This is a genomic window from Dyella sp. OK004 (assembly GCF_900114495.1).
Taxonomy (GTDB): Bacteria; Pseudomonadota; Gammaproteobacteria; order Xanthomonadales; family Rhodanobacteraceae; genus Dyella_D.
The window spans coordinates 277,785-289,947 of record NZ_FOZI01000004.1; the positions used below are offsets into that span (position 1 = coordinate 277,785).

Consider the following 12,163-nt stretch of genomic DNA (forward strand, 5'->3'; position numbering starts at 1 on the left):
CGCTTTTTTCAGGCTACTCCAAGCTTTGGCGGGCTGAATGACGCGCCGCGACATATCGCGATTGTTCTCTGATCCTGGACATTCATTTTCAAAGACAGGGCTTATTCCGCCTCTGACAAGGGTGAATACTCCGACGAGGTGCTGTGCCGACATCGGTTGCAAGGTGGATCGCCGGTGAGGGGCGATGAGGTCGACACAGGCGCCTCTTCACGCTAGCCAAGGGGTTTCAAGCCATGCGTGCGAAGTCAATCTGGCTCGCCCCGCTGTCGTCTGCGGTCTTGCTGTTTGTCGCCATGTGCCTGGTGTGCTGGTCGCCGGTGATGTGGGCGCAGCAGACGGCGTCGAGCAGTTCGAGCGGCCTGAGCCAGAGCGATATCGCGCGCATGCTGCCGGCCACCGACATGGGCGCGAACGATGCGCGCAACCGCGACCCGCATCTGCGGCCGGTGAGCGACAACCCCGCCACGCCGTTTGATGCCGCAACGGTGCCGAAGAACCCGCTCGCGCCAAACGCGGATGCCGTTGGCGCCAAGACCTGTATCGCCTGCCACGCACTGGAGAATGTGCAGGCCTCGCACTCTTTGCACGTCGCTTCGTTCCGCGCCGGTGCGGCCAACACGGGTCCGCAGGCTGCCTGTGAGAGCTGCCATGGCCCGGGCTCTGATCACGCCAAGAACCCCACGGCACCGGGTTCGATCATCGCTTTCACCCATGACGCCAAGACGTCCGCACAGACACAGACTGCGGTGTGCCTGGGCTGCCATGCCGGCGGTGCGCGGCAGCACTGGCTGGGTTCGGTGCACGAGAACCGCGGTATGTCCTGCACCGATTGCCACAACCCGATGGCGCGGCAATCGCCGGAGGGCGCGCTGGCCAAGCCCTCCATCAATGAGGTCTGCGCGAGTTGCCACCAGGACATCCGCGCCAAGTTCAACCGCCGCTCGCATATGCCGCTGCCGGAAGGGCAGATGGCCTGCACCGATTGCCACAACCCGCACGGCACCATCACCAAGCCGCTGCTGAAGACCGATACGGTCAACGAGACTTGCTACACCTGCCACGCCGAGAAACGCGGGCCGTTCCTGTTCGAGCATGCGCCAGTGCGGCAGAACTGCCTCAACTGCCACGACGTGCATGGCTCCAATCAGCAGACCTTGTTGGTCGCGCCGGTTCCCATGTTGTGCCAGCAGTGCCACACCATGACGCGGCACCCGAACGATCTGCAGACCACCAACGGATTGGGCACGGGGATGTCGCCCGACGAACGGATCATGGGGCGCGGCTGCCTGACCTGCCACACCAACATCCATGGCTCCAACAACCCCTCCGGTCCCAAGTTCCACAAGTGAGGGAGAGGGAACATGAGCAAGCGCCAGCTCCAACTCCTTCCCTTGATGCTGCTGAGCCTGGCGCTCTCCAGCATGGCGGCCGCACAAGTTGCCGATGGCAGCGACACCATGCGCGTGGGCGACATGCAGTACGGCAATGCACTCGACCCGCGCGGCTGGACGCCAGTGATGGCACCTGGGCAGGAAGGTTTCTCGTGGTTGCATGCGGGCATGCTGCGCACGCCGACCGGCGCGCTCTACCCCTATCCGCGGGACGCCAGTGAGACGCCGCTATCCGCGGGGAGCGACTGGACCTACTGGGGCCTGCTGCAACTGGGCTACATCCATCTCAACGGCGACAAGAACGCTGAGTTCTTCCGCCAGTACAGCGACTGGAAGAGCGGCTTCGCGCTCGGCTACTTCACACTGAACTTCGATAACCGGCGCACCGGACAGTACGTGGAATTCCGTGGCAGCCGCATCAGCGACAACGACCAGTACTACCGCTTGCGCGCCGGCAAGTACGGCAGTTACAAGCTGGAAGCGTTCTATCGCGACATGCCGCATACGGTGTCGACCAATGCGTACCCGATCTGGAACGGCATCGGTAGCACCAACCTCACCTTGCCGGCCTCGCTCACACCGGGCGGCAGTACGCCGGCGCAGATTGCCGCCGCGTCGGCCGCGGCACCTCGCCGCAACATCGGGCTCACGCGCACCCGTACGGGTCTGTCGCTGGAAGGTGAGCTGTATCGCGGCTGGGTGGGTTCGGCGGCGATCAGCAATGAAGAGCGCAAAGGTACGCGGCTATGGGGCGGGCCGATGTTCTTCGCCTTCGGCGGCCTGGCCGGCGGCGTCAACGAGACGGTACGGCCGATCGATTTCTCCACTACCGACATTAATCTGAGCCTGCGCAAGGTCGGCAAGGTGTGGCGCTTCGTGGGCACCTATAACGGCTCGTTCTTCCGCAATCACAAGGATCACCTGGACTACCAGAGTCCGTTCCAGCTGCAGAACGTATTGGGCCTGCCGCAAGTGGCCAATATCTATCAGGGCGAGTACTCGCTAGAGCCGAACAACGACTACCACAACCTGCGCCTGGACCTGTCGCGCGAACTGAAATGGAACGGCCAGTTTAACGTCGCCGCGGCGTGGGGCACCATGCGCCAGAACGATGCGCTGCGTCCGCCGGTCACCTGCAGCGGCGTGATAGGTATCGACATGACGCCGATCGGCGGCCCCAACTACACCGTGCCCTGCGGCAACTGGAACACTACCGCGGCGCTGTCGCAGAAGAATGCCAACGCGCGCATCGACACTGGACTGTTCGACGCGCGGGTGAATTTTCATCCGAGCACAAACTTCGGCTGGCACGCCGGCCTGCGCTGGTACAAGGAAGACAACAAGACCCGTTATCTCGCCTACAACCCGCTCACTGGTCAGTACGGCTACATCTCCGAGAACGGCTCGCAGGGCAGCATCGTGCCGGGCGAGACTGGCATCTTCGATCCGCGCAATCCGCTGTACTGGTCGTCCAACGTCACTGTGCGCAACGTGCCGTATGGCTATACCGACACCTTGTTCGAACTGGGCAGCGACTGGCAGTTCGGGCGGCACGACAGTCTCGGTGTTACCTACACCTTCGACTACAACGAACCGAAATACCGCGAGCGCAAGCGGGTGGATGAACATCGCATCAAGATCGCCTGGGTATCCCGCTCACTCGGCGATGCCACCATCCGTGCCAGCTACGAATACGCGCAGCGGCGAGGTGGCCACTACAACTACGACCCCTACACACAGTTTTTCTCCGAGTCGCTGCCGGGCTTCGTCGACCCCGCCACCGGCCTGCCGGCGCATACCGTGGCCGACATGCGCAAGTACGATCTCTCGGACCGCAACGAGAGCAAGGCGCGAGTGATCGTGACCTATCCGTTCGGCGACGCCACCACGGTGTCAGCCACGTTCTACGGCAATCGCGACAACTACAGCACCTTGATCGGCCGGCAGAACACGCAAAGCACCGGCTCCACTTTGCAGTGGGACTGGCAGCCATCGCCGCGCACCACCGCCAGCGCGTATCTCGGCATCGAGACCTCGCGCATGGGTATAGCCAACGTGGGCGACTCCGACGCCGCTGATAACGGCGCCGGTCTCGGCACGCCAGGCCAGACCAACCCGAACCTCGGTGGCCCGCTGTATCCGTATGCCAACCAATGGTGGGAGTTCGACCGCGAGCGCAACACCAACGCCGGTTTCACGCTCACTCACGACTTCGGCCGCGTGCGCACGGACCTCAGCTACAACTACAGCGGATCGCTGGGCCATGTCGGCTACAACTACGCCACCATCGGTGCGCTCGCCTATCGCGGGCCCGGCGCTGCGGCGGCCGCTGGCGATGGCTTCCCCGACAACAAATATCGCAGCAACACGCTCGACCTGGGCATCAACTTCGACTTCACCCGCCGCTTCGGCATGCGCCTGTTCGGCCGCCACGAAACCGGCAGCTTCACCGACTGGCATTACCTGGGCCTCGACCAGACGCTCAGTTACGGTTCGCGGATCTACACCGACAAGGGGCCGCAACGCAGTTACAGCGTGACCCTGCTCGGTGCCATGTTCAACGTGAAGCTATGAGGAGGGTGCCGGCATGACTCGCTTCCGTCCGTTTGCCCTGCTCATCACCGGTGGGCTGCTTGCAGGCTTCGTCATGGTCGACGTGCGTGCGCAGGATGCGCCAGCCTCCGCCGCGACTGCCGCAGCACATCCCGTGCCGATGCTCGACTTGCGCAAACAGGCGCCTGTGCAGGGCAACCCGCAGGCTGGTGCCGACAAGGCGGCGGTCTGCGGTGCGTGCCATGGGCCACAGGGCATCGCCATCGCGCCGAACTTTCCGAATCTCGCCGGGCAGTCCCCCACCTATCTGTATGTGCAGTTGAAGGCGTTCAAGGAAGGGCAGCGCAGCGATCCCGTCATGACCGGCCAGGCGGCACCGCTGAGCGATGAAGATATGCGCGATCTCGCGGCGTACTACGCATCGCTCCCCGCCAAACCTGCCGGCAAGGCCGACGCCAGTTCGCGTGGTGGGCAGCTTTATCTAAGCGGCGATCCGGTGAAGGGCATTCCACCGTGCCAGGGTTGCCACGGACCCGTTGGGCAAGGGCCGCAGCCGAGATGGAGCAGCGCACCGCAGCCCGCGTGGCACACCTTCCCGCGTCTCGAAGGCCAGTCCTCGATCTACGTCGGCAAAGTGCTGGGCGACTACAAAAGCGGCACGCGCGGCGGAAGCACCAACGGCAAGGTAATGCAGGGTGTCGTCGAAAGTCTCGACGACACGGACATCCAGGCCCTGTCCACCTACATCAATACGTTGTAGGAGCGCACCCTGTGCGCGAAAGCCCTGCAAAGCAGGGCCTCTTTGTCATGAACACGGCCAGGAAAACAGCCCTGCTCTGCAGGGCTTTCGCGCACAGGGTGCGCTCCTACAGAGGGCGCACGCGGAAGTTGCGGCCTTTGATCTTGCCGACGCGCAGGCGCTCCAGTGCCTTGTTTGCCAGATCACGCTGGATGGCCACATAAGCGCGCGTGGCAAACACGTCGATCTTGCCGATGGTCTCGGCCTTCAATCCCGCGTCGCCGGTGAGCGCGCCGAGGATATCGCCGGGGCGCAGCTTGTCCTGGCGGCCAGCGTCGATCACCAGCGTTTTCATCGGCGCCAGGTGCAACGTCTTGCCGCGCGGCGCACCGACTTTCAGCGGATGCCAGGCCAGCGGCTTGCCGGTCATCTCTTCGATATTCGCGGCTTTGGGTCGTTCGCGCGGCGTGCATAGCGTGATCGCCAGGCCGGGCTGGCCAGCACGGCCAGTGCGGCCGATGCGGTGCGTATGCGTATCCGGATCATGCGCGATGTCGTAGCTGATCACCTGCGGCAACGCGGTGATATCGAGACCGCGCGCGGCAACATCGGTAGCGACCAGGATCGAGCAACTGCGGTTGGCGAAACGCACCAGCACTTCGTCACGATCGCGCTGCTCCATGTCGCCGTGCAAGGCGAGTGCGGAGAAACCGCGCTTGTCCAGTTCTTCCGCCACGGCATCCACATCGCGGCGCATATTGCAGAACACCAGAGCGTGGCCGGCCCGCTCTTCGCCGACATGTTCCTTCACCAGCAGCTGCGCGAGCGCGTCGATCTTCTGTGCGGGATCGACTTCGTGGAAACGCTGCTCGATGGTCACCTCGTCATGCGGCGTCTCCACCGTGACTTCGACGGGTTCGTTCTGCATGCGCTGACTGATCGCGCGGATCTCGTCCGGATACGTCGCCGAGAACAGCAGCGTCTGATGATGCTTGGCGATGCGGCTGACGATGTCTTCGATGGCTTCAGAGAAGCCCATGTCGAGCATGCGGTCCGCCTCGTCCAGCACCAGTATCTTGATGCCGCCACCATGCAGACTGCCGCGCTTCAGATGCTCCTGCACCCGGCCCGGCGTGCCCACCACGATATGCGGATCATGCGTCAGCGACGCCAGCTGCGGCCCCAGCGGCATGCCGCCGCACAGCGTCAGCAACTTCACATTGGGGATATTCGCGGCCAGCTTGCGGATCGCCTTGCTCACCTGATCCGCGAGCTCGCGCGTGGGGCACAGCACCAGTGTCTGCAAACGGATGGTGTCCACATCCAGTGCCTGCAACAGCCCTAGCCCGAACGCCGCTGTCTTGCCGCTACCCGTGCGCGCCTGTGCGATGACGTCGCGCCCTTCCAGGATCGGTGGCAGACTCTCGGCCTGTACAGGCGTCATATCCGCATAGCCCAGGGTTTCCAGGCTGGCAAGCAGGGCGGGTTTGAGGGGGAGGGTGCTGAAGGCGGTCATGCGACATGATCGCATCTGTGGCGTGAGAAGTCTTGGCGAGCGGGGGTTGTCACGTCGCCAGAATCCGCAGATCCAAGTCCTGTCGCGCAGCCGTGTGCACAAAGGCGTGTTCAGCCGCCATACGCAGCATCGCCGGGCTGACGTGATGCCGGTGTACGCGCTCGATCAGGGCGATATACACATGGCCAAACAGATTCGTGCAGTGCACCCGCGTGCCGAGCGTCAGTTCGATACGTCGTCCGTCGACAATGCGCACACCAATGCAGGAACGGAAGCGCAGATGCTTGTCGTCTGCCCCCAGAATCACCTGTGCATGATGGCCACTCTCGTCGATCATTTGCGCCAGCACAGGGAAGCGTTGGTCGAAGCGTTCGCATACGCGAGACGACAGCAGCGAAGACACCGGACAACCCAGCGTCGACGTGCGCAATCCGAGCGGTCTGACCAGCGTGTTGCGCAGCGCCATCAGCCGGGACACGCTCGAAGGTGGATTGAGCAGGAAGCCGTCGAGTAGCGCACTCAACAGGCGAGTCGCTCCCTTTTTTGCCAACGCCGGGTCGCTCAGTTCGAGCTGGAACATATCTTCGTGCTGATAAGCGTCGGCGAGCTGGCTGCGTAGCAGCGAATCGTCAGGCAACTTCGCAAGCGGTTGTACGGGCAGTCGGGTGCCCGTCTCGCTGAGAAAACCGCCCGCGCGGCGCCATTGGCTTGTGAAGCTGCGAAGGCGGCCAAGCCCGCCGCGTATCCGCTTGCATAGCGCGCTCTGCAAGGAGTCGGGGCGTACATTGAGTGCGAGCGAAACGGTAGGTACATCCGCGAGTCGCGGAGCGGCTTTCGCCAGCCACGCCACGACGTGTTCGGGCAGCAGTTCGGTCAATAAAGGGATGGAGGCTTCGCCAGCCAGTACGTGTTGCCGGGTCGCCTCGGCCAGTTCGCCGCCGAGTTCATTGGTATGGCAGGAAAGGGCAAACAGCGCGGGATGACGGCCTGACGGATCGCGCGGAGCGAACTGGTGCCAGGTCTCGCCGTTGAAGCGCACAGTGAAAAGGCAATCCGGAGGAACGTTCACATGGTGAAGTGCGCGGACGAACTGTGCCGGGTCGTCCGCGAGCTCATCCGGCGTTGCGGTGGAGAAGCGCAGTTGCGCGCCGCTGCTGCCCGAGACCGCCGTGAAAACGCGATGACCGGCATGACGGTGGAAAGGGTGTCCCTGCGGTCCCACCGAGAACGTATAGAGCGCCGTGGCATCGCCTTTCGCGAAGTCCGTGCCGCCCAACTGAGTGGATGGCTCGTCGAGGGCATCGATGAAGGCAGGATGCGCGCGCTGCCGCGCACAGGCGCTGGCATACATCTGATCGCCGACGCCGTGGCCAAGCTGGGCGATCAGGGTCACTTCCACCGGGACACCGCCCGACGCGGGCACGATGCGCGTGCTGGGAAACGTTGCGACGGTCCTTGCCTTGCCCGACATGGCGCACCTCTCCTGCGGCAGCGCCATAGCGTCGCCGGTTGGACTAGCGATGATGTGTTTCCCTCAGCCCGGCTTGCGTGAGGCCAGCCGGCGGGATTCGCGTTTCAGCGGGCCGGCCGTGGGGCAGATCTCGAAGGCAAAGCCGGTGAGCGTATTCACCAGATTGTCCTTGTTGATCCGGTACACCACGTACTGCCCGCGCCGTTCGCTGCTCACCAGCCCCGCGCCTTCCAGCAATGACAAATGGCGCGAGATCGCCGGTGCGCTCATTTCGAAACGGCTGGCGATCTCGCCGGCAGTCAGTTCCTGGGCCGAGAGATAGGCCAGGATCTCGCGCCGTGGGCGGGAGGCAAGTGCTTCGAAGATAAGGTCAGCGGCCATCAGCTTTTAAGCAATTAAGATATTAGTTAAATATATAAACCTGGACACCGGTCAAGTCAAGCGGTCGACGCGGCTTCGCTCAAGGGCGAGCTGTCACCACTGGGTGCGATGGGGCAGTAGCCCTTTCAATTCCGCATCCGTCAGATTGCGCCACTGCCCCAGCTTCAGATGGCCCAGCTTGACGTTGATGACGCGCACGCGACGCAGCTGGGTGACGCGGTAGCCGAAGGCAGCGGCCATCAGGCGGATCTGGCGGTTGAGGCCCTGGGTCAGCACGATGGCAAAACCGAACTTGGCGATCTTGCGAGTGCGGCAGGGCTTGGTTATCTGGCCATGGATGCGCACGCCCTTGGCCATGCTGGCGAGGAACTCGTCGGTAACGGGCTTGTTCACCGCCACCAGGTATTCCTTCTCGTGGTTGTTCTCGGCGCGCAGGATTTCGTTGACGATGTCGCCGTTGCTGGTGAGCAGGATCAGGCCTTCCGAATCCTTGTCCAGACGGCCGATCGGGAAGACGCGCTGCTGGTGGTCGACGAAGTCGACGATGTTGCCGGAGACGGTGTGGTCGGTGGTGCAGGTGATACCCACCGGTTTGTTCAGCGCGATATAGACGGCGCGCTTGGCGGCCGGCGTGGCGGCGAGAACGCGCGCCTTGACGATCTCACCATCCACGCGCACTTCATCGTCTTCCAGCGCCTTGGCGCCGGTGCTGACGACTTCGCCGTTGATGGTGACCCGCCCGGCCAGCAGCAGATCGTCCGCCTCGCGGCGGGAGCAGATGCCGGCTTCGCTGATGTATTTGTTGACGCGCATGGCTGATCGAAGGTATCGCTTGTTTAAACGTATCGGAACACCGTCATTCCGGCGAAGGCCGGAATCCAGTGAAGTATGCGTGCGAAGCACACAAAATCGTTTTGAGTGCTTCGCACGAGCTATCCAACTGGATTCCGGCCTTCGCCGGAATGACGAACAAAAGCATTACGAGCGCAGACCGATGCCGCGCTTGAGCAGGTGCAGCGCAATCGCCGACAGACCCACCACAAACAGCAGCATCACCCCAAACGCCACGCCGATCTGCACGTCGCTGACACCCAGCACGCCAAAGCGGAACGCGTTAACCATGTACAGGATGGGGTTGACCCGCGAGATGCTCTGCCACGGCTCCGACAGCATGTTTACCGAATAGAACACGCCACCGAGATAGGTGAGCGGGGTGAGCACGAAGGTGGGTACCAGCGCGATGTCATCGAACTTCTTGGCGTACACCGCATTGACGAAGCCGGCCAGCGAGAAAATCGTGGCGCCCAGCAGTACCGAAGCAAAGGTGATCAGCGGATGCACCACCTGCAGGTGGGTGAAGAACAGCGCAATGACCAGCACCAGCGCACCCACAGCTACGCCGCGTGCCACGGCGCCAGTGACATAGCCAAGCAGGATCACCCAGTTCGGCATCGGCGACACCAGCATTTCTTCCACCGCGCGGCTGAACTTGGCGCCGAAGAACGAGCTGGAGATGTTGCCGTAGCTGTTGGTGATGATGCTCATCATCACCAGGCCCGGCACGATGTACTGCATATAGGTGAAGCCACCCTCGATGGTGCCGATGCGGCTGCCAATGAGCTTGCCGAAGATCACGAAGTACAAGGTCATCGTGATTGCGGGCGGGATCAGCGTCTGCGTCCAGATGCGCATGATGCGCATGATCTCGCGGCGGACGATGGTATGGAGTGCGACGAGATTGCCGGAGGCGTTCATGCCGCTTTCTCCGCAGCTTTCTCGTTGCGATCCTGCTCGTTTCGGCCTTGTTCGACGAGGCGGACGAACAACTCTTCCAATCGATTGGTCTTATTACGCATCGAAGTGACCGTGATGCCGTGCGCGGACAAGGCCGTGAACAGCGAGTTGAGGTCGTGGGCGCGGGACATTTCCGCTTCCATGGTGTGATCGTCGACGCGGCGCAGGGTGACCCCCGGCAAGCTGGGCAATTCGCCCGGCACGTTACTCACGTCGAACACGAAGGTCTCCACATCCAGCGTGGAAAGCAGGCGCTTCATCGTGGTGTTCTCCACGATGGTGCCGCGATCGATGATCGCGATGTTGCGGCACAGCTGCTCGGCTTCTTCCAGATAGTGCGTGGTGAGGATCACCGTGGTGCCGGCGGCGTTGATGTCGCTGACGAACTGCCACATGGAGCGGCGGATCTCGATATCCACGCCGGCGGTGGGCTCGTCGAGGATCAGCAGCTTCGGCTCGTTCATCATCGCGCGGGCGATCATCAGGCGGCGCTTCATACCGCCGGAAAGCATGCGGGCCTGGTGCTGCGCCTTGTCCCACAGGCGCAACTCCTTCAGGTACTTCTCTGCGCGCTCCACTGCGATCTTGCGCGGGATGCCATAGAAGCCGGCCTCGTTCACGCAGATATCGAACGGCTTCTCGAACTGATTGAAGTTGATCTCCTGCGGCACTAGCCCGATCAGCTGCATGGCCTTGCCACGCTGCTTGTTCACGGAGACGCCGAACACCTGCGCGTCGCCGCCGGTGGCGTTGACCAGCGAGGAGAGGATGCCGATCAGGGTGGACTTGCCGGCGCCGTTGGGGCCGAGCAGGGCAAAAAAGTCGCCGGGCTGCACGGTCAGGCTGATGCCCTTGAGGGCTTCAACGCCGTTTCCATAGGTTTTGCGCAGGTTGTCGACGACCAGGGCGGGGGCGGAAAAGGAAGGCTGGGTGGGCATGGGCTGCACCGAGGGGGCTAGCCTCTTATTATAGCGGGCTAGCTCCTGCCGGCCGGTTCAGCCGGGCGTACTCACTGTTTCCCGGAATTTCCATGGCCGACCATTTCACGCTCCGTCTCGTTGCTAGCCACATGTTGGCGCCCGCCGTACGCCACCTTGTGTTCGAGCGTGCCGACGGCCAACCGCTGGCCTTTGTGCCCGGGCAGTTCCTGCAAGTGCATTTCCATTACGACGATGGCACCGCCACCAAACGCAGCTATTCCGTAGCCACCGTGGGTGACGGCAGCTCGCCGGTGCAACGTATCGAGATCGCGGTGAGCTATGTGGACGGCGGCGCCGCCACCAAGCTGCTGGGCAACCTGCAGCACGACGAAACCATCGAAGCCAGTGGCCCGTATGGCCGTTTCTGCCTGCAGGCGGGGGATGCCCATCCGCGTTATCTGTTGCTGGCCACCGGCACCGGCGTCACGCCGTATCGCGCCATGCTGCCCCAGATCCGCGAGCTGCTGGCGAAGGGCGATCGCGAAGTAGTGCTGCTCTACGGTGCACGCAACGAAGGCGAACTGCTCTACGGCGAGGAATTCGAAGCCTTCGCCCAGGCGCATCCCGGTTTCACCTTCCACGGCTGCCTCAGCCGCGAGGCCCGTACTGTGCCGCGGCCCACCGATCGCAGCGGCCATGTGCAGAACGTGCTGGCCGAATTGGCGCCGAGTGCCGAGCGCGATATCGCCTATCTCTGCGGCAACCCCAATATGGTCGATGCCGCCTTCACCACGCTGAAGGAATACGGCCTGCCGGTGCCGCAGATCCGCCGCGAGAAGTACGTCTCCTCGCGCTGAGCTCGGGGCTTACCCCTAAGTTGCTGATCGGCCAAAGGATATAGCCGTGCCTTCATGTGATGTGCGTCACATTTTTATGTGATGCGAATCACATTTCGAGCACATCCCCGGGAATTCGATTAAAGCCTCGCCGGCAACTGCCGACAGAACCTGAAAGCGCCCATCCGTTGTGCGGGCGTAGGAGGGCGGTATGCGGGGCATGATTCGCAAGACGCTGGCAGGATGCGCGATCGCTTTGACGATGGCGTCGCTCCCCGTGTGGGCCGATGGCGGCCTCATCACCTTCTCCGGTGCAATCGTGGAGCCGACGTGTTCTGTCGGTTTGCAACGCATCGATGCCGCCGAAGCTTCGGCCCACCCGTCACAACGCTACAGCTGCTCGGAACGAGCCGGTACCACATCTGGACTGGCAGCTCAGTCTTACGCCTTGTCCGTGGGCACGACGAGCGAAACGCCACTCGCCTCAGATCCCTTAATCGTCTACTTCGCGAATTACTTGAATGTGCAGCCCAAGCTGGTGACGCAGACTTACGAGTAAGCG

General features: G+C 62.8%; 11 protein-coding genes. 5 read left to right on the forward strand and 6 right to left on the reverse strand.

The genetic code is table 11. From position 1 onward, the window contains the following. Nucleotides 1–233 precede the first annotated feature (233 nt). From BM338_RS17405 to BM338_RS17415, 3 genes are read left to right on the forward strand one after another with little or no spacing between them, the layout of a single operon-like run. Nucleotides 234–1,349, forward strand: coding sequence for a DmsE family decaheme c-type cytochrome (locus BM338_RS17405; protein ID WP_090453091.1), 1,116 nt, complete (start codon nucleotides 234–236; stop codon nucleotides 1,347–1,349). 12 nt (nucleotides 1,350–1,361) lie between these two features. Beyond that, nucleotides 1,362–3,965: an MtrB/PioB family outer membrane beta-barrel protein gene (locus tag BM338_RS17410; RefSeq protein WP_090453093.1), complete on the forward strand. Its 2,604-nt coding sequence runs from the start codon at nucleotides 1,362–1,364 to the stop codon at nucleotides 3,963–3,965. A gap of 13 nt (nucleotides 3,966–3,978) precedes the next feature. Beyond that, the gene (locus BM338_RS17415) at nucleotides 3,979–4,704 is read left to right on the forward strand and encodes a c-type cytochrome (RefSeq protein WP_090453096.1); all 726 of its coding nucleotides are present in this window, start codon (nucleotides 3,979–3,981) and stop codon (nucleotides 4,702–4,704) included. Between the two features lie 106 nt (nucleotides 4,705–4,810). On the opposite strand, the gene dbpA is transcribed toward BM338_RS17415, so the two are convergent. The 6 genes from dbpA to BM338_RS17445 form a co-directional block, all read right to left on the reverse strand. Continuing rightward, nucleotides 4,811–6,199: an ATP-dependent RNA helicase DbpA gene (gene dbpA, locus BM338_RS17420; protein WP_090453098.1), complete on the reverse strand. Its 1,389-nt coding sequence runs from the start codon at nucleotides 6,197–6,199 to the stop codon at nucleotides 4,811–4,813. A gap of 49 nt (nucleotides 6,200–6,248) precedes the next feature. Next, complete coding sequence (locus BM338_RS17425) at nucleotides 6,249–7,670, reverse strand: DUF2867 domain-containing protein (RefSeq protein ID WP_090453100.1); 1,422 nt, start codon at nucleotides 7,668–7,670, stop codon at nucleotides 6,249–6,251. Between the two features lie 63 nt (nucleotides 7,671–7,733). Continuing rightward, nucleotides 7,734–8,051: a metalloregulator ArsR/SmtB family transcription factor gene (locus BM338_RS17430; RefSeq protein WP_090453102.1), complete on the reverse strand. Its 318-nt coding sequence runs from the start codon at nucleotides 8,049–8,051 to the stop codon at nucleotides 7,734–7,736. Nucleotides 8,052–8,144: 93 nt separating this feature from the next. Further along, nucleotides 8,145–8,864 (reverse strand): pseudouridine synthase, encoded by a 720-nt coding sequence (locus BM338_RS17435; RefSeq protein ID WP_090453104.1) that lies wholly within the window; start codon nucleotides 8,862–8,864, stop codon nucleotides 8,145–8,147. Between the two features lie 165 nt (nucleotides 8,865–9,029). Then, nucleotides 9,030–9,806 carry an ABC transporter permease gene (locus BM338_RS17440; protein WP_090453106.1) on the reverse strand — a complete coding sequence of 259 codons (777 nt, stop codon included), beginning with the start codon at nucleotides 9,804–9,806 and terminating at the stop codon, nucleotides 9,030–9,032. After that, the gene (locus tag BM338_RS17445; RefSeq protein ID WP_090453512.1) at nucleotides 9,803–10,783 is read right to left on the reverse strand and encodes an ABC transporter ATP-binding protein; all 981 of its coding nucleotides are present in this window, start codon (nucleotides 10,781–10,783) and stop codon (nucleotides 9,803–9,805) included. The genes BM338_RS17440 and BM338_RS17445 overlap by 4 nt, the downstream gene beginning before the upstream one ends. A 92-nt stretch (nucleotides 10,784–10,875) precedes the next feature. Between BM338_RS17445 and BM338_RS17450 the strand changes: the two genes are divergently transcribed. Next, nucleotides 10,876–11,622: a ferredoxin--NADP reductase gene (locus BM338_RS17450; protein ID WP_090453108.1), complete on the forward strand. Its 747-nt coding sequence runs from the start codon at nucleotides 10,876–10,878 to the stop codon at nucleotides 11,620–11,622. A gap of 199 nt (nucleotides 11,623–11,821) precedes the next feature. Then, nucleotides 11,822–12,160: a hypothetical protein gene (locus tag BM338_RS17455; RefSeq protein WP_143109334.1), complete on the forward strand. Its 339-nt coding sequence runs from the start codon at nucleotides 11,822–11,824 to the stop codon at nucleotides 12,158–12,160. Nucleotides 12,161–12,163 lie beyond the last annotated feature (3 nt).